The sequence below is a fragment of the Vibrio sp. Vb0937 genome (assembly GCF_033338855.1).
The window spans coordinates 172,268-189,370 of sequence record NZ_JAWOTK010000003.1 but is presented as its reverse complement, the minus strand read 5'-3'; the positions used below and the strand labels follow the sequence as shown (position 1 = coordinate 189,370).

Genomic DNA, 17,103 nt, shown 5'->3' with positions numbered 1-17,103 from the left:
AGTTAGGAGAGTTAGGTCGGGAGAAAATAATTTTAGTTATATGGAATGGATTATTAATTGAAGATCAGCCCCATTTGTTATGGCTGCTTTTGGAAGAACAAGGTTATTGTTCCTACTTCCACACCAAGCTTTTTTATTTTCGTTAGATTGAAAACGTGTCTGTCATCCTGACGATAAAGCCAATCATCAAAAGCAACCGTCACTGATGAATCCTCCATTTGTAGCTCAAAGTCATATTGCCACTGTAGCGCATTGCCCTGCTCTTCCCCTGTTGCTACACCTATAATATCGTCTGCCTTACCTTCATAACTACCGTCTTCTAATCTAGTGATAACCCAAATTCGCTGGTCCACCTCTCCGTCATCAAACACGAAGTCTTCCACCAGCGTCAGCGTATCACCTTCTACAGTACCCACTATATCGACTTCAAAGCGACGGGTTTGCTGTTCGGTATAATCTTGCACCATCCCCCACGCCTTTATGTCGCCTTCGAAATAACCGAATACGTCAAAAGTCGGTGTAGAAGAGCGGTAATTATCAATGTCTGCGGAACATGCCGAAAGAAAAACAGCTGCCACTAAAGTCGCTGATTTAAAAATTCGTTTAAGCACTATCTAACCTGCCCTATCAATTGTTTTCGGAGTTTCGGAAATTCTGTGTTGGGTGATAACCATATAGCTAAAAATGCATCGTTCATTCGTTCGTCTTCAATGATGCCAACGTTCTTTACTTGCACGTCCCCAACCTGCTTATAAAAAAGCTGACCAGATTTTCCATCTGTTAGATAAGTAAGCTCGTCACCTTTTTGAATATCAGGAAACATACGATCGAGCTCGCTGATCCAAGCTTTTCGATATGAGTCAGTAAAACCCAATTTCGCCCACTGCTCATCCGTCACATCAAGCAGCTGTTGCTTACTGATGTCTCTCTTGTAATTAATTTCCAACGCAAGGGGATGTGGCGATACGTCTTCGCTTACGATGAACTTTCCATCAGGCGCTTTTAATCTTGAGTGATAAATATCGAAGATGAACCAAGTAAGTTGGGCTTCTCCAACAGTTTTCCATCCCTTCCAATTCGCAATGTTGCTTGCGGCTTCGCTGTTTCCAACAGGTTGAGCTTGCAGAGCAAAAGAGCCAGTTACTATTACCAACGCAAGCAGCCTAGTCAGTCTCTGAGTTAAGTCTCTCTTCAAGCTTTTCATTTCCGTACACCTTGAGTATCAAGAGCATCATGACGCACCATTCGACAAACAACATTGCCAGTGTAGCTCCAGTGCTAAATCCAAATTCAACGGCTTGGAGCTTATAGCCAGCAAAGTAGCTCGCTGTTCCTCCGAGTCCGCCTATTATTGATACGTAGGTTTTTGGGAAACGGTACAAAATTGACTTAAGTTGATAGGCATACCAAGAAAACAAAACCCACAAGCATAATAACCAGACTGGCAGCCATGGGGTTGGAAAGACAAATACCGAGAGTTGTTGATTGAGCGTATCAAGCACGAGCCCGCTCGTGACGATCACACCAATACTTTTGAGCGAAGATGCATCGCTTTTCAGACAGTATAGTAGGGTTGCCAAAGTAAGGAATAACGTCACCCATTGCCATTGATAGGTTCCAAGCACCGCTGCAAACCAGCAGAGTTGGAACCATGTCGAAGCAAGAAATACCTTCATGACGAACTACGGGCGTTGAAACGTCATGTGAACTGCACTGATCGTGCGAGCCAAAAAGCCACCTTCACAGTAGCTCAAATAGTAGCGCCACATACGCACAAAGCGGTCGTCGTAGCCAAATGAGCGCACTTCACCCTCTGCTCGATTAAAACGTAAGTGCCATTCGTTCAGCGTCTTGGCGTAGTCCAAACCAATATCGAACAAGTCTCGCGTCACTAAGTCACTGTATTTTGTTGTGGCTTGGGTTAGTGAGGTTACCGACGGTAAAAAACCACCCGGGAAAATGTACTTTTGGATAAAGTCGACGTTGTTACTGTAGTAATCGTAACGCTGATCGGCAATCGTAATCGCTTGAATCGCCATCACGCCACCGGACTTTAATAAAGACTCACAGACCTTAATGTACGAAGGAAGGAATTGTTTGCCCACAGCTTCAATCATTTCAATAGAAACGAGCTTGTCATAAGTTCCGGTTAGGTTTCGGTAATCTTCTTTGAGTAGAGTGATTTTGTCTTCTAAGCCACGCTCTTTGATTTTTTGCTCCGCGTACGCGTGTTGCTCTTCAGATATCGTTGTTGTGGTGACCTGACAACCGTATTGTTCTGCCATGTAAATCGCCATAGCGCCCCACCCAGTGCCAATTTCAACAACATGATCAGTGGGCTTCAGCTCAAGTTGCTGACATAGACGATCCATTTTGTTGATTTGAGCCTGCTCTAGAGAGTCATCCGCATGATTGTAAAGCGCCGACGAGTACAGCATATTGGTGTCAAGGAACGCTTCGTATAGGTTGTTACCCAAGTCGTAATGCGCATGGATATTTTTACGTGAGTTCTCTTCAGAGTTTCTGTTTGACCAATGGCTGAACTTGTACAGTATTTTAGTCAACCAACTGCCTTGCTCTTCGAGTTTATCTAGAGCACGCATGTTAAGGGCCATCAGCTTCATTAATGAGGTTAAATCGGGGCTATCCCACCACCCATCCATATAAGCCTCACCAGCAGCAATACTGCCGCCCTGCAAGATCCGTGAATAAAAACCTGGATGTTTTACCTCTATAGTAGCGACAACAGGTTGACCACTGTACTCCCCATTTGGCGCACTAAAACGCTCGCTTCGCTCTGTCGTTTCCGTCTTAAAACTTTCAATAACTGTTAAGCAGCCGATTTCCATTTTTTGCAGACATTGAAAAATAACTCCGCGAGCCGCTTTTTGCGTTGTCGTCAATTTACGCGGCAATGTCATAGAACTAGTATTTAACATGCAGAATTCTCCTTGTGCTTTTTATTTTTTTTGTCTGTTTTTTCAGTATCGGCTTCTATTTCTTCATGCGTTGAATATTTAGGATGAGAATAAAAAGGTGCGCCTTTCACCCAAAGTTTTAATGCGTGCCAATAAATACCAACCATTACTTTTACCGTTTGTATTGGTGTAACGATCAAACACCTCAATAAGGTTTTGCTTGAAAGTGGCTTGGCTTTCATAACCATGGTGGCATCAAAGTGTTTCTCTCCTTTGTGACATTCAAGATGAATATTCAACTTGTCTGTCAAAGGTTTAATTCTCCAGCGGTAGAGTTGGTCAATCGGGTTGAATGGTGAAACATGGAATGCTTTAACTTGTTCCCAACCAAACTTTTCTTCTTCTTTATCTGCTGACACCACGTAGTAATGTCGTTCATTCCAAGGAGTGTTACTCACCTCTGCGAGGAGATACTTCCATTCTCCTTCCGCGTTATAAACGTAGTAGAAATTAACGGGACTGAAATAAAGTCCTAGATAACGCAAGTGGCAGACTGCGATTACCTTGCCGGTACAGCGAACACCTGTCAGTTCTTCAATTTTGCTGCGCACTGCCGACTTGACGCTACCTTCACCAATGTAATCACTGCGCTTGAAGCGAGCCCAATGCCACCAACGCGAACCAAAACCCCATACTTTTTTCTCTAAAGCATCGAGCTCGTCTACATCGATGGCGGGCATAAATAAAGAGTAGTTCAACTCATGATTCACCGGCGTGAATCGACGGTGACGAACGTTGCCTATAAACAATCGGCTGTTCATTTGGCTATCCATATCACGCTGCGCCTTTTTCGAAAGGAACCACATTTTGTTCGCGGTACTTTTCTTCTAGTTCTTTCACAACATCAAGCGCGCTACACACGCCATCTTCATGAAAACCGTTGTACCAATAAGCGCCGCAGAACCAGGTACTTTGTTTGCCCTGTATCTCATCTTTGCGCTGCTGCGCTGCAATAGACTCATTGGTGAATACTGGATGATGATAAGTGAACGAACGCAAGACTTTATTTGAGTTAATTTGCTCAGTACTGTTCAACGTTACACAAAACGTGTGTTCTGATTGAATATGCTGAAGAATGTTCATGTTATAAGTGAGCGAAGGGAGGCGTTGCTGTTCCTCTTCACTGCCTTCCAATAGGTAGTTCCATGATGCCCATGCTGCCTTACGTTTTGGTAGTACGGCAGAGTCGGTATGAAGAACAACTTCATTTGCTTGGTATGTCATATCCCCCAAGATTTCCTGCTCAATTGGGCTGATATCCTCTAGCATTCTCATTGCTTGATCACTATGACAAGCAAAGATAACGTCATCAAACCAATGCGTTTCTCCGCGAACTTGAACGCCAACACCTTTTTCGTTGCGAACCACTTTTTCGACAGGACTATTAAGACGAATACTCTCGGCAAAGCCTTTGGTCAATGGTGGTATGTATGATCGTGAACCACCTTTAATCACATACCATTGTGGCCGGTTAGTCACATCTAGCAGACCGTGGTTGAGGAAGAAACGTAAGAAGAACATAAGAGGGAATGCGCGCATGTCAGCTAAAGTCGACGACCAAATCGCAGCACCCATCGGTAATATGTAGTTATCGGTAAAGAAAGCACTGAATTTGTGTTCGTCAAGGAACTCACCTAACGTCTGAGAGTGCGTGGATTGCTCGCTAGCGAAGCGCTTGGCAAGTTTATTGAAACGAAGTATCTCGAAGATAAATCGATAAAATTTAGGGTTTGCCCAGTTACGTTTTTGAGCAAACAATGTCGACACTGTGTGGCCGTTGTACTCTAGTCCGTTCCCATCATTTCTGACACTGAAGCTCATTTGAGTCGGCAGACCTTCAACGCCAATCTCGCTCATCATTTTAATGAAATTAGGGTACGTACGATCGTTATAGACGATGAACCCAGTGTCTATCGCGTATTCTCTACCATCAAGGCTCACATCAACGGTTGCAGTATGGCCACCAATGTAATCGTTCTCTTCAAACAGCGTTACATCATATTCTTTATGCAAGTAATAACCACAAGTAAGGCCAGAGATTCCCGTTCCCACAATCGCTATCTTCTTTCTTCCTGCTGTTTTCATTTTTATTCCTTCTTATGATACGAGTTTAGCAGTTAGGCGAGCTTGCCAACTGTATGGAAGTAACGAGATAAAACGTAAAATACTGGTAAATCTCGCTGGGAAATAGATATAGGTCTTGTTTGCGGCTAACTGCTTCCTGATAGAGTCCGACGCTTGCTGAGTAGAAATGATCATTGGCATTTCGAAGTCGTTTTTGTCAGTCAACGGCGTTTCAACAAAACCAGGAAACACCGTTACCACATTGATCCCTTTCTTTTTCAAGTCGACGGCGAGCGTGCGTGCAAAATAACTGACTGCCGCTTTGGATGCGCCGTAAGCTTCTGCACGAGGCAGTGCCACTTCTGATGCGATAGAGCCAACAATAACAATGCGGTGCCCTCTCTCTAAATGCACTTGGCAGCCTTCGACGCAGTTAGCAACACCGACAACATTTACGTTCATCACACGCGCCATGAGTTTCGCGTCGACCACTCCCTCATCCATGTACTCACAATCGCCTGCGTTAAAAACCCATGTGTTTGGCGTAAAGGGCAAATTAGACAGCGCCTGCTGAGTTTCCTCATAATTTGTCACATCAAACTGCAATGTATGAATTTTGGAGGAAACTGCCTCCAATTCTGCAAGAACATCTTGATTCCGACCACAAGCAATCACATTCCATTCTGAGTTCGCGTAATCTAGGGCAAGCTGTCTTCCTATTCCGGAGGTGGCGCCTGTGATTAAGATGGTGTTGTTCATTGTCCTAACCTCTGCTTGATGGTTTTAACGACTGAACCAAGTAACGGTAAATGCTCATAGAGCATCTCTCCGAGATCAAAATAGTCTCGGTGATAAATGACCTGACCTTCGCTAAATTTGAGGTGCGAAACACCATTGACGAGAATAGGCGCACCCTTCTGAAGTTTGGGATGCTGAAGGTCCATTGTCCAAGTTAGGAAGCCTGTATCTCCGACTTGTTGATGCTCATGGATTACAAAATCACAACTGATGACGTTGGCATATAATGAGGTGAAATAATCCGAAAGTGCTGGCCATCCTTCTAAACGATGCGCTGCGTCCTCAAATACTACATCTTGGTGATATATATCCTCAAGCAGATGTAAGTTCGCTTTGTTGAGCTTTTGATAGATATTGCCAACAGACTGTATGTCCATTTTTTACTCCTACACGCCCATTAAGTTGTACAAAATTATTATATGTACAAGATAGTTCATTCCACCAAAGTTGTACAAAAATAATTTTGTATAACTTTATTTCTGTAAGTAGTACGTGATGAAGTTCGCACGCGATCAATCGGCGAAAAAAAAGGCTTGGTCAAAACCAAGCCTTTTCAGCAGATTAACAATTATTTAAGTAGGAACAATTAGTATTGCTGGCCTCGCAACGCTGCAATACGTTTATCTAGCGGAGGGTGGCTCATTAGTAGCTCAGTCAGCGACTGCTTGCCATTGATACCAAACGCCATCATGGTGCCATCCAGTTGAGATTCATGACTCACCTTCAAACGCTCTAGAGCCGCAATCATTTTTTCTTTGCCAACGAGGCGCGCAGCACCTGCGTCCGCGTGGAATTCGCGATGACGGCTGTACCACATAGTCAAGAAGCTAGCTAGGAAACCAAATACCAGTTCAAGCACCATGGATACGCCAAAGTAAACCATCATATTTGTACCTTGGCCTTCTTCATCATCGTTCGATGCCACGATATTGGCAATAAAGCGTGATAGGAAGATAACAAACGTGTTCACGACACCTTGCATCAACGTCATCGTGACCATATCACCATTTGCAATATGGCTCACTTCGTGTGCAAGTACTGCCTCTGCCTCATCACGAGTCATATTGTGTAAAAGACCAGTAGAAACTGCGACAAGAGAGTCATCTCGTTTTGCACCTGTCGCAAATGCATTGATATCTGGTGAATCATAAATAGCCACCGTTGGCATACCAATACCCACTTGTTGAGCTTGACGACCCACAGTTTCGACTAACCAATGCTCCGTTTCGTTGCGCGGGCTTTCAATGACCATACCACCAACCGAGCGTAGCGCCATACCCTTTGACATCATCAACGAAATAAATGCGCCACCAAAACCAAATACAGCAGCCATTACAAGTAAACCTGACAGACTGCCTGGTTGCATTCCAGTTACAGCGTAAACAATATTCAGAACAACACTAAGCACTAGCACGACAGCTAGGTTAGTTGCTAGGAATAACATAATTCGCTTCATTACTTTTCTCCGAGGAAGCTTATCGTTTTTTTAAAACGGATTGTTATAAGGAACAAATGGTAATCGCTATAAAAGCCAATTCCGTTGATTTTCATGTTCCGTGCGTTATAGATATAGTCTATCCGCGATAAAAACAAGGTTAAGCAATAAATTGCAACATTTGTTTTCGGGACTGAAATATTTGATTCAAGCGATTTCAAAACATGCTTTGGTAGGAGCTGGAACCTCCGTTCATATACATTTATCAAAATGATAAAATAAGCTCTGAGCTACCCATCATCTATTGATAGATGATCTTGGTGTTAAATCTATCACCTCTTAGCAACTTAGCTAGAAATTTTTTAATAGACCAAAAACAGTACGTTAGCTCTGCTATAGACTTTGGTCTTATTGTGCGGCTACATGGACATGCTAAATTCGAATGAGATGAACAAAACAGAGCCACTCTAAGTACATTGCAAAAAGTGCATTGGGTGAGTTCAAAAACTCCATGTATTGAGGGAAAAACCATGGTAGAAACTAACGACTATCAAATGGCTATTGATTTACTACGTTGTCACCTAGGCATCTCAGAGGACGAGGCAAAGCAACAACTTGGTATTTCAACCGATCATCATATGTCTCAGCGTGTTGCAGAAACACAACAAGCATTGATGGGGCTCAGCCAAGATAAGTAATCTGACTTTTTAGGTTACACCAACAAGAAAGGGCTGCATTGCGCAGCCCTTTGGGTTTTTTAGTCTTTTATCCTAAACACCATTAGTCAGTGTTTAGCAACGGCTCTACATTAATGTACTTGCCTAGCTCTTTGCGTTTAGCACTTGGAATATATGGAATTTCCCCAAGCTTAGGTGCATCGATACGTGCTTCTAGCATCTCGATAATGTCAGCGTAGTGCTCTGTGCCTGGGTTGACGCGGTTTGCCACCCAGCCAACAAGATTCAAACCATCCGCTTTAATACTCTCCGCTGTGAGTAAAGCGTGGCTCAAACAGCCTAATTTAATGCCAACCACCAGTACAACAGGTAACTGCTCTTCTTTTACCCATGTAGATAAACAGTCCGTATCGGATACTGGCACACGCCAACCTCCAGCACCTTCAACGAGAACAACATCGGCTTGCTGCTTATGTTGAGCCAGTTTTTGACTCAGAACATCGTAACTTATTTCGACATGTTCATGCTTCGCTGCAATGTGGGGAGAAGCAGGCAACTCTAAAGCGTATGGGTTCACATCATCATAGGCCACATCGAGTGTTGCGGCGTCTTGTAAGTGTAAAGCATCAGAGTTACGCCATCCCGCTTCAGTCTTGTCACTCCCTGCTGCCACTGGCTTATAACCAATAGTGTTTAGTCCTTTTGCTGCGATCGCTTGCAAAATGGCTTTAGACGCTACCGTCTTTCCAACATCAGTATCCGTACCAGCAATAAAAAAAGCATCAATCATAGATGTATTACTCCAAAACAAACCTGATAACTTGCAGGTAGAAGACCTTGATCGTTTTTAAACGCTTGGTACGCATGCTCAACTTTTAACAAAGTCTCGCGACTAGTTAAACCGTGTGAGCGCCCGCTTACGTGATTTGCACCTATACCTTTGAGGTCACGCATAACTGAAAATGCAGAGTCGTACCAAACTGTGATGGTGGTCAAGTCTAGTTGATGGCTGTCACATCGAGATTGCGCTAACGCAATTTTTACCTGATTGAGCGTTAGAAAGTTATTGACGTGTTGATATGCATCAATTTTTTCCCATGATGCACGCAGCTCATACAGTGATCCATCAACCAGTGTAGAGAACCACGCTTTCCCACCATTTTTTAGCACGCGGCGCACTTCTTTTAGTGGGTAACTTAAATCTGTACACCATTGCAGCGCTAAACTTGAAAACACGTAATCGAAGCTATCATCGTCAAATGGTAAGTTTTCAGCATCAGCAACTTGGTAATGCATTCGTACTGCACCACAACGCTGCTCTGCTTTATCTAACATGGCTTGAGAGATATCGCCACAGACTACTTCCGCACCACGTTGTTGAAGTAGTTGGGAGAAATAACCCGTGCCACAACCTAAATCCAATACACGTTTTCCCGTCAAGTTTTCAGGAAGTTTATCAAGCAGCTGATGCCCGACATCACGTTGAAAAGCCGCGTGTTTGTCGTACGTTTCTGCTGCTTTACCAAACGAAGAGGCAATCGCGTCTTTATCTTGATGGAAACTCTCTAACGCGAGCGTTTGCGCTAATGCGGTAGTTGCATTATCCATTACAGCGCTCCTAATGCTTGCTTCAATGCCATTGAAAGCGTTTTAACTTGTTCGTTGGTGTGATTGGCAGTGAGTGTGATTCGAAGACGAGACGTCCCTTTAGGCACCGTCGGTGGTCGAATAGCGGTAACCCAAATACCGTTTTGGCGACAAGCACCTGCTACTCGCAAAGCCAATTCAGATTCACCAATCAAAAAGGGCTTAATCGAAGTTTGAGTCTCAACAAACCCCTCAAGGTCGCTAAGACTATCTCGATACACTTCACTAAGCTCAGAGAGCTTTTCACGTCGCCAAGACTGCTCTTGAACCATCGAGACTGCATGAGTCAACGCATACGCTTGTGCTGGTGGTATCGCCGTGGAATACACATGGTGACGAGCAAACTGAGTTAAAAAGTCCCCCGTTGCGTGGTCACATAAAATAGCCGCGCCAGACATACCAAACGCTTTACCGAAGGTAACGACCAATAACTCAGGCTTAACCGCGGCAAGCTCGCAAGAGCCACCACCGGATTGACCAAGAACGCCAATACCATGAGCGTCATCGACAGCAAACCAAGCATCATGACTGCGAGTGACTTCAGCTATATCGCTGAGCGGCGCACAGTCACCGTCCATGCTGAATACTCCTTCAGTCACAACTAGATGGTTGCCTTCGCTATTCAACAGCGATTTTAGATGCTCGATGTCATTGTGCTTGAAACGCTTCATCTTAGCTGGTGACAACGCCCCCGCTTCCATCAATGAAGCATGATTCAAACGGTCTTGGATCAATACGTCTGACTTTTCTAACAAGGTGAACAACAAGGCTTGATTAGCACTGAATCCAGAACCAAACAGAATTGCTCTGTCGTAGCCCAACCATTCAGTTAGTGCGGCTTCTAAATTGCTGTGCGCGGCACTAAAGCCAGTGACCATTGGCGATGCTCCACTGCCACTGCCGTATACGCTTAAACCTTGCTGCCAAGCCCGAACAAGCGCTTGGTCATTGGCTAAGCCCAAATAATCATTACTTGAGAAGTTGATGTAGCGTCTGCCTTCGTGTTCCAAAACGGACTGGTTACCGGCAAACACCACATTCATAGAACGATTCAACCCTTGCGTTTTACGCTCAGCAAGGGCGGACTCGATACGAGATTTAAACGCTGGCATCGTAGAAAAGGTCGTCTTTTGTCGGACGGGCAGCAACGCGCTCTACGACGCGATCGAGTAACTCGTTTTCTTCGATTTCATCAGGCTTTTGAGACACCTCTTGACTGTTAATGCCGAGCTTATTGAACAGCATCATGTCTTTGTCTTCAGAAGGGTTTGGCGTTGTCAGAAGCTTGCAGCCGTAGAAGACGGAGTTTGCACCCGCCATAAAACACAGCGCTTGCATTTGTTCGTTCATGTTTTCACGGCCAGCGGATAAACGAACGGCTGATTGAGGCATCATGATTCGTGCAATCGCAATCAGGCGAATGAAATCGAAAGGCTCAACATCATCCACTTCTTCCAGTGGTGTCCCCTTTACCTTCACGAGCATGTTGATTGGAACGCTTTCAGGGTGTACCGGCAAGTTAGCCAATTCAACCAACAAACCTGCTCGGTCGTTAGCACTTTCACCCATACCGATGATGCCACCGGAACAGATCTTCATGCCAGCATCACGAACATGAGACAAAGTATCTAAACGGTCTTGATAAGTACGTGTGGTAATGATGTTGCCGTAAAATTCAGGAGACGTATCTAGGTTGTGGTTGTAGTAATCCAAACCTGCGGTTGCCAGTTGTTTTGCTTGATCTGGCGTCAACATGCCTAATGTCATACACGTTTCTAAACCCATGCTCTTCACGCCTTTGATCATGTCGGTCAAATGCGGCATGTCACGCTCTTTTGGATTTTTCCATGCTGCGCCCATACAGAATCGAGTAGAACCAGCATTTTTGGCTTTTTGCGCAGCATCGAGTACGCGTTCTACTTCCATCAGACGCTCTTTCTCGATGTCTGTGGTGTAACGAGCACTCTGAGGACAGTACTTACAATCTTCTGGACAAGCACCTGTCTTAATCGACAGAAGCGTGCTTACTTGAACATGGTTGGTTTGTTGATATTGACGATGTACAAGCTGCGCTTCGAATAGGAGATCCATGAATGGTTTTTCCATGAGATCGCGCACTTCAGCATGCGTCCAGTTATGACGAACTTCCACGTGTATTCCTTTAGTCACTTTTGTTGTTGTGTTGACAGTCTACTGAGTCTCGATAAACTGTCAACACAACACAAAATAATAAAGTTTACATCTGTTTATTTTTTAATCTTAACTGTTATTGGAATCGCACATGGATCTCGCCTTCGACCGCCAGCATATCTGGCATCCTTACACTTCGACATTGACACCTCTGACCTGCTACCCAGTGGCATCAGCAAGTGGTGTTCACATTAAATTGGAAGACGGTACTGAGCTTGTCGATGGCATGTCTTCTTGGTGGTCGGCGATCCACGGCTACAACCATCCGCATTTAAATCAAGCCGCTCACCAGCAAATCGATCAGGTCTCTCACGTGATGTTTGGCGGGATTACCCACCAGCCAGCAATCAGTTTGTGTAAGAAGTTGCTATCCCTAGCCCCAAGTAATCTTGAACATGTATTCCTTGCCGATTCAGGCTCCGTTGCCGTAGAAGTCAGCTTAAAAATGGCACTGCAATATTGGCATGCAAAAGGCGAACGCCGACCGAAGTTTCTTACTTTGCGACACGGTTATCACGGCGATACGTTTGCGGCGATGTCGGTTACCGATCCTGACAACTCAATGCACTCTCTTTACAAAGGCTTTTTGCCTGAACATATCTTTGCGGAGTCACCAACTTGTGGTTATTGGGATGAATGGAAGCCAGAGGACCTTACCGACTTCGAGCACAAGATTGAAACGCTCCACCAAGAACTTGCTGCGGTGATCCTAGAACCTATCGTTCAAGGCGCGGGCGGCATGCGTATCTACCATCCAGAATTTCTCAAAGGCGTGCGTAGGCTTTGCGACAAATACGGTTTGTTATTAATTGCAGATGAGATCGCAACCGGATTTGGGCGTACTGGTAAGTTGTTTGCTTGCGAACATGCAGATATTCAACCAGACATTCTGTGTGTTGGGAAAGCACTCACTGGAGGCTACATGACTCTCTCTGCGACCCTGGCGAGCAAACACGTTGCGGATACCGTTTGTGGTGGTGATGCTGGGTGTTTTATGCACGGTCCAACCTTTATGGGTAACCCACTTGCCTGCGCTGTTGCCACTGCAAGTTTGGAATTGATTGAACAAGGTAACTGGCAACAGCAAACCCAACAAATCGAAGCGCTGTTTTCTGAGTTACTGCCAAAACTTGAAGAATACGAGTTGGTGAAAAACACCCGTTGGTTAGGTGCCATTGGCGTAGTGGAGACGCATCTCCCTGTGAATATGGAAGCCATCCAAGCCTTGTTTGTTGAACACGGAGTGTGGATTCGTCCATTTGGCAAACTGATTTATATGATGCCGCCGTTCATCAGCAAGCCAGAAGATATTGAAAAGTTAGTGAATGCGATTGATGCTGCGTTACAACGTAAAGACTGCTTCGCTTCATAGTTCAATTGAACATGAAAACGGTTTGAGTATGAGACTCAAACCGTCTCGTTATTTATTAGAGCAGTAAAGTTATCGGAGTTGACTGTCTTTACTCGCTCGTCTATTGAACAATGCTTGGCGTTGAGACACCAATTCGATTGTTGACTGACATTCGATACACAAACGAACGCCTTTCATAGCAAGACGACGCGCTTCCGGAATCTCATCACCACACTCATCGCAGTAATGGGCGCTCTCACCCTTTGTGATACTGCCACGAACACGGGAAATCTCGTCGTCTATTGTGTTTTGAATTTGTTGGCTGACGCTATCGTCATTTGCCCACCCTACGGCCATAAGCCCTCCTCGTTACTTGAATGAGAAAATCTACTTACCGTGATAAGGTGGATGATTATATCGATTACAAATAACAAGATAATTAGGGTAAATTCGAAAACACTATTGCAGCTTAGTAATAATCAATTTTCACTCGACGCAGATAACAAAAAACCCAGCACTAAGGCTGGGTTTTGGTGTTCTAGTGGTTAATGAATTAACCGATGTGCGTTGCGCCTGCCATGTACTTCTGAAGTACTGTAGGGATCGCAATGCGGCCGTCTGCTTCTTGGTTGTTTTCTAGAATAGCAACCATTGTACGACCTACAGCAAGACCAGAACCGTTTAGCGTGTGTACAAGCTCAGGTTTCTTCTCGCCTTTACGACGGAAACGCGCTTGCATACGACGAGCTTGGAAGTCCCACATGTTAGAACATGAAGAGATTTCACGGTAAGTTTCTTGAGCAGGAACCCAAACTTCTAGGTCGTAAGTCTTACGAGCGCCAAAGCCCATGTCACCTGTACATAGAACCACTTTACGGTAAGGAAGCTCAAGAAGTTGTAGAACTTTCTCAGCATGACCTGTTAGCTCTTCTAGTGCGTTCATTGAATCTTCTGGCTTAGTGATTTGTACTAGCTCAACTTTGTCGAACTGGTGCATACGGATCAGACCACGAGTATCACGACCGTAAGAACCTGCTTCTGAGCGGAAACATGGCGTGTGCGCTGTCATCTTAATTGGTAGATCCGCTTCGTCAGAAATCGTGTCACGAACTAGGTTCGTTACAGGTACTTCTGCAGTAGGGATTAGAGACAGTTTACGAGGCTCTTCGTCGTTTACTTTTTCCGCTAAAGGCTCAGTGTGGAAAAGATCTTTACCGAACTTAGGAAGCTGACCAGTACCGAATAGGCTGTCAGAGTTTACTAGGTAAGGTACGTACATTTCTGTGTAGCCGTGCTCTTCAGTGTGAAGATCTAGCATAAACTGAGCGATTGCACGGTGTAGACGAGCGAATTGGCCTTTCATCACGATGAAACGTGCGCCAGTGATCTTAACTGCACTGGCGAAGTCTAGACCGTCGCCCATTTCGCCTAGGTCAACGTGATCTTTCAGTTCGAAGTCGTAAGACTTTGGCTCACCCCAACGAGAGATTTCAACGTTGTCGTTTTCATCTTTGCCATCTGGCACTTCATCTGCTGGGATGTTTGGTACAGAAAGCGTGAATTCGTCTAGTTGAGCCATTACTTGCTCAAGTTCAACTTTCTTCGCATCAAGATCGCTACCTAGCGTACCGATTTGTTTCTTGATCTCTTCTGCGCCTTCTTTGTCGCCAGCCGCCATTTTTTGGCCGATTTGCTTGGAGATGGAGTTACGCGTGGATTGTAAATTTTCTACTTCTACTTGAATGGACTTACGTTGTTCTTCAAGTTTACGAATAGTATCTACGTCTAGCTTAAAGCCACGACGCGCCAGTTTAGCAGCTGTTTCATCCAGCTCTGTACGAAGTAATTTAGAATCCAGCATTGTTAATCCTATGCTTTTTGTTGTGAAATCACGCGCACTTTCCAAGCGTACGCGTTAAAAAAATTTACTGAACAAATGTATCCAAAAACGCCTACTTTTCATAGCGCTTTTGTGGGCTATTTGCGTCTAAAGTAGCCAAGTAATCTAACTTTTCGCCGATTTTGGTCTCTAGACCACGATTTGTCGGCTGATAGTACCTACGATCGCCCATTTCAGGTGGCAAATATTGCTCACCTGCTGCGTAAGCACCAGGCTCATCGTGAGCATAACGATACTCAGCCCCATAACCCATGTCTTTCATCAAACTGGTTGGCGCATTTCGAAGGTGATGCGGCACTTCATATTCAGGTAAGTTATGAGCGTCCGTGAGCGCTTGTTTCCATGCTGTATACACCGCGTTACTTTTTGGCGCACACGCTAAGTACACGATCGCCTGTGCAATCGCACGTTCACCTTCTGCTGGACCAACGCGCGTAAAACAGTCCCACGCGGAGAGTGCCACTTGCATGGCTCTAGGGTCCGCATTGCCGACATCTTCCGATGCTATCGCAAGTAATCGACGGGCAATGTAAAGAGGATCACATCCCGCTGCAATCATACGTGCAGCCCAGTAAAGCGCCGCATCTGGGTTAGAGCCACGAATCGACTTGTGGACCGCAGAGATTAAGTCGTACCAGATATCACCTTTGTTATCAAAGCGAGAGACTTTCTCCCCTGCTACTTCCGCAAGCAACTTAAGCGTGATCTCTTTTTCACCTTGCGCATTGTCTTCTGCCATGTCGTAGAGCAGCTCAAGATAATTGAGAGACATGCGAGCGTCACCGTTTACCAGTTCTGCTAGGCGGTCTAATACGTTATCAGCGAAGTGTGCAGGTGTGTTACCCAAGCCACGTTCTTTATCGCTGATCGCTTGATTCAGCGCCAGTGAGATTTCATCTTTATCGAGAGACGTTAGCTTGTAGACACGTGCACGTGACAGCAATGCGTTGTTTAACTCAAACGATGGGTTTTCTGTCGTCGCACCAATAAAGGTAACCGTGCCATCTTCGATATGCGGTAAAAACGCATCTTGTTGAGATTTGTTGAAGCGATGCACCTCATCCACAAATAAGATGGTGCGACGGCCCGCCATTTTGTTCTCACGTGCTTTCTCGATTGCAGCACGGATTTCTTTCACACCAGACGTTACCGCAGACACACGCTCGACTTCAGCATTGGCATAGTTTGCAGCCACTTCCGCTAATGTCGTTTTGCCTGTGCCTGGTGGTCCCCAAAGGATCATAGAGTGAATGTGACCCGCCTCTAGCGCACGGCGCAGTGGCTTACCAGGGCCTAAAATGTGCTGCTGTCCGATGTATTGCTCGATTGTTTCCGGTCTCATACGAGCAGCAAGGGGACGAAAATCTTCGTCCCCCGAGAAATCTAATGTGTAATTACTCACTACCAATTAATTCCTTTGGTCATCCACTTCCACACCTTTTGGAATTGTGAATGTGAATCTGTCTGCTTTTGGTTTACCCAGCTTCACGTTGTTAAAGGTGAACAAACCTTTTTGACCGTCTTGCTCAACCACGTTGAAGCCTTTCACGACACCTTTGGCATCAATATTAATCTGGAATTGACCTTGTGTGGAGTCTACTGCGGTAGGAATGAGAGTGAACTGGTCACCTTTTTGAGATATTTTGTAGTTATTCCAATCACTTGCTCGGTTACGCGTTAGCAAAACAAATGGCGTTTGCTCTGTTGCTTGCTCTTGCCAGTAGATGCTCACTTGCTCGATGAATGGGCTGTAGTACCACAATGTCTTACCGTCAGAGACCAATAGGTTCTCATCAGGGAATGTTGTACTCCAACGGAACAGGCTTGGGCGAGCGATTTCAACCGTACCTTCTCCTTCCATCACCGTTTCGCCTTCAGGGCTGATAACCTGCTGAGAGAAATCCGCACTAAAGCCATCATTCATAGAAAGGCGTTTGTTTAATTCATCTTTAGGAGACGCTGCGTGCGCAGTAGAGAAGAGGGAAAAGCTTAAAACAAGCGCAGAGAAAAGTTTCGCTGAAAATAGTTTTTTCATTCAGATACCTATTATTAGAACCACTCAC

General features: G+C 45.0%; 19 protein-coding genes. 2 read left to right on the top strand and 17 right to left on the bottom strand.

What is annotated here, in order from left to right:
• Positions 1–77 precede the first annotated feature (77 nt).
• The 9 genes from R7P67_RS07730 to htpX form a co-directional block, all read right to left on the bottom strand.
• A complete protein-coding gene (locus R7P67_RS07730) occupies positions 78–611 on the bottom strand; it encodes a DUF3833 domain-containing protein (protein WP_262652515.1) in 534 nt (177 codons plus the stop codon).
• Positions 611–1,204, bottom strand: coding sequence for a chalcone isomerase family protein (locus R7P67_RS07725; RefSeq protein WP_318085926.1), 594 nt, complete (start codon positions 1,202–1,204; stop codon positions 611–613). The genes R7P67_RS07730 and R7P67_RS07725 overlap by 1 nt, the downstream gene beginning before the upstream one ends.
• Positions 1,164–1,676 (bottom strand): DUF2878 domain-containing protein, encoded by a 513-nt coding sequence (locus tag R7P67_RS07720; RefSeq protein WP_005378203.1) that lies wholly within the window; start codon positions 1,674–1,676, stop codon positions 1,164–1,166. The genes R7P67_RS07725 and R7P67_RS07720 overlap by 41 nt, the downstream gene beginning before the upstream one ends.
• A 6-nt stretch (positions 1,677–1,682) precedes the next feature.
• Positions 1,683–2,939, bottom strand: coding sequence for an SAM-dependent methyltransferase (locus R7P67_RS07715; RefSeq protein ID WP_005378204.1), 1,257 nt, complete (start codon positions 2,937–2,939; stop codon positions 1,683–1,685).
• Positions 2,933–3,751, bottom strand: coding sequence for a DUF1365 domain-containing protein (locus R7P67_RS07710; protein WP_262652516.1), 819 nt, complete (start codon positions 3,749–3,751; stop codon positions 2,933–2,935). The genes R7P67_RS07715 and R7P67_RS07710 overlap by 7 nt, the downstream gene beginning before the upstream one ends.
• Position 3,752: 1 nt before the next feature.
• Complete coding sequence (locus tag R7P67_RS07705) at positions 3,753–5,063, bottom strand: NAD(P)/FAD-dependent oxidoreductase (protein ID WP_239939249.1); 1,311 nt, start codon at positions 5,061–5,063, stop codon at positions 3,753–3,755.
• A gap of 12 nt (positions 5,064–5,075) precedes the next feature.
• Positions 5,076–5,801, bottom strand: a complete 726-nt coding sequence (locus R7P67_RS07700; protein ID WP_005378209.1) for an SDR family oxidoreductase — start codon at positions 5,799–5,801, stop codon at positions 5,076–5,078.
• Positions 5,798–6,217 (bottom strand): nuclear transport factor 2 family protein, encoded by a 420-nt coding sequence (locus R7P67_RS07695; RefSeq protein WP_213886279.1) that lies wholly within the window; start codon positions 6,215–6,217, stop codon positions 5,798–5,800. Before R7P67_RS07695 ends, R7P67_RS07700 begins: the two co-directional genes overlap by 4 nt.
• A 209-nt stretch (positions 6,218–6,426) precedes the next feature.
• Positions 6,427–7,296 carry a protease HtpX gene (gene htpX / locus R7P67_RS07690; protein WP_005388085.1) on the bottom strand — a complete coding sequence of 290 codons (870 nt, stop codon included), beginning with the start codon at positions 7,294–7,296 and terminating at the stop codon, positions 6,427–6,429.
• 473 nt (positions 7,297–7,769) lie between these two features.
• Between htpX and R7P67_RS07685 the strand changes: the two genes are divergently transcribed.
• A complete protein-coding gene (locus R7P67_RS07685; protein WP_054575128.1) occupies positions 7,770–7,973 on the top strand; it encodes a hypothetical protein in 204 nt (67 codons plus the stop codon).
• A gap of 82 nt (positions 7,974–8,055) precedes the next feature.
• On the opposite strand, the gene bioD is transcribed toward R7P67_RS07685, so the two are convergent.
• The 4 genes from bioD to bioB are packed head-to-tail and all read right to left on the bottom strand — an operon-like array spanning position 8,056 to position 11,750.
• Complete coding sequence (bioD, locus tag R7P67_RS07680) at positions 8,056–8,742, bottom strand: dethiobiotin synthase (protein ID WP_005378217.1); 687 nt, start codon at positions 8,740–8,742, stop codon at positions 8,056–8,058.
• A complete protein-coding gene (gene bioC / locus R7P67_RS07675) occupies positions 8,739–9,560 on the bottom strand; it encodes a malonyl-ACP O-methyltransferase BioC (protein ID WP_005388087.1) in 822 nt (273 codons plus the stop codon). The genes bioD and bioC overlap by 4 nt, the downstream gene beginning before the upstream one ends.
• Complete coding sequence (gene bioF, locus R7P67_RS07670) at positions 9,560–10,711, bottom strand: 8-amino-7-oxononanoate synthase (RefSeq protein ID WP_198556796.1); 1,152 nt, start codon at positions 10,709–10,711, stop codon at positions 9,560–9,562. Before bioF ends, bioC begins: the two co-directional genes overlap by 1 nt.
• Positions 10,698–11,750: a biotin synthase BioB gene (gene bioB / locus R7P67_RS07665; RefSeq protein ID WP_151514668.1), complete on the bottom strand. Its 1,053-nt coding sequence runs from the start codon at positions 11,748–11,750 to the stop codon at positions 10,698–10,700. The genes bioF and bioB overlap by 14 nt, the downstream gene beginning before the upstream one ends.
• 130 nt (positions 11,751–11,880) lie before the next feature.
• On the opposite strand from bioB, the gene bioA reads away from it, so the two are divergent.
• A complete protein-coding gene (gene bioA, locus R7P67_RS07660; RefSeq protein ID WP_213905303.1) occupies positions 11,881–13,161 on the top strand; it encodes an adenosylmethionine--8-amino-7-oxononanoate transaminase in 1,281 nt (426 codons plus the stop codon).
• Between the two features lie 69 nt (positions 13,162–13,230).
• On the opposite strand, the gene R7P67_RS07655 is transcribed toward bioA, so the two are convergent.
• The 4 genes from R7P67_RS07655 to lolA all read right to left on the bottom strand — a co-directional run bounded on the left by R7P67_RS07655 (position 13,231) and on the right by lolA (position 17,075).
• Positions 13,231–13,497 carry a DksA/TraR family C4-type zinc finger protein gene (locus R7P67_RS07655; protein ID WP_005437185.1) on the bottom strand — a complete coding sequence of 89 codons (267 nt, stop codon included), beginning with the start codon at positions 13,495–13,497 and terminating at the stop codon, positions 13,231–13,233.
• A 196-nt stretch (positions 13,498–13,693) separates the two neighbouring features.
• Complete coding sequence (serS, locus tag R7P67_RS07650; protein ID WP_005378225.1) at positions 13,694–15,001, bottom strand: serine--tRNA ligase; 1,308 nt, start codon at positions 14,999–15,001, stop codon at positions 13,694–13,696.
• Between the two features lie 91 nt (positions 15,002–15,092).
• Entirely contained in the window at positions 15,093–16,448 is a 1,356-nt protein-coding gene (locus tag R7P67_RS07645) for a replication-associated recombination protein A (protein WP_242542049.1), read from the bottom strand.
• Positions 16,449–17,075, bottom strand: coding sequence for an outer membrane lipoprotein chaperone LolA (gene lolA, locus R7P67_RS07640; RefSeq protein ID WP_005388103.1), 627 nt, complete (start codon positions 17,073–17,075; stop codon positions 16,449–16,451).
• Between the last annotated feature and the right edge of the window lie 28 nt (positions 17,076–17,103).

Excerpts from the sequence above, each read along its gene's own strand:
- R7P67_RS07725 (WP_318085926.1), bottom strand. The coding sequence starts at position 1,204 with ATGAAAAGCTTGAAGAGAGACTTAACTCAGAGACTGACTAGGCTGCTT.
- R7P67_RS07720 (WP_005378203.1), bottom strand. The coding sequence starts at position 1,676 with ATGAAGGTATTTCTTGCTTCGACATGGTTCCAACTCTGCTGGTTTGCA.
- R7P67_RS07715 (WP_005378204.1), bottom strand. The coding sequence starts at position 2,939 with ATGTTAAATACTAGTTCTATGACATTGCCGCGTAAATTGACGACAACG.
- R7P67_RS07710 (WP_262652516.1), bottom strand. The coding sequence starts at position 3,751 with ATGGATAGCCAAATGAACAGCCGATTGTTTATAGGCAACGTTCGTCAC.
- R7P67_RS07705 (WP_239939249.1), bottom strand. The coding sequence starts at position 5,063 with ATGAAAACAGCAGGAAGAAAGAAGATAGCGATTGTGGGAACGGGAATC.
- R7P67_RS07700 (WP_005378209.1), bottom strand. The coding sequence starts at position 5,801 with ATGAACAACACCATCTTAATCACAGGCGCCACCTCCGGAATAGGAAGA.
- R7P67_RS07695 (WP_213886279.1), bottom strand. The coding sequence starts at position 6,217 with ATGGACATACAGTCTGTTGGCAATATCTATCAAAAGCTCAACAAAGCG.
- htpX (WP_005388085.1), bottom strand. The coding sequence starts at position 7,296 with ATGAAGCGAATTATGTTATTCCTAGCAACTAACCTAGCTGTCGTGCTA.
- bioD (WP_005378217.1), bottom strand. The coding sequence starts at position 8,742 with ATGATTGATGCTTTTTTTATTGCTGGTACGGATACTGATGTTGGAAAG.
- bioC (WP_005388087.1), bottom strand. The coding sequence starts at position 9,560 with ATGGATAATGCAACTACCGCATTAGCGCAAACGCTCGCGTTAGAGAGT.
- bioF (WP_198556796.1), bottom strand. The coding sequence starts at position 10,711 with ATGCCAGCGTTTAAATCTCGTATCGAGTCCGCCCTTGCTGAGCGTAAA.
- bioA (WP_213905303.1), top strand. The coding sequence starts at position 11,881 with ATGGATCTCGCCTTCGACCGCCAGCATATCTGGCATCCTTACACTTCG.
- R7P67_RS07655 (WP_005437185.1), bottom strand. The coding sequence starts at position 13,497 with ATGGCCGTAGGGTGGGCAAATGACGATAGCGTCAGCCAACAAATTCAA.
- serS (WP_005378225.1), bottom strand. The coding sequence starts at position 15,001 with ATGCTGGATTCTAAATTACTTCGTACAGAGCTGGATGAAACAGCTGCT.
- lolA (WP_005388103.1), bottom strand. The coding sequence starts at position 17,075 with ATGAAAAAACTATTTTCAGCGAAACTTTTCTCTGCGCTTGTTTTAAGC.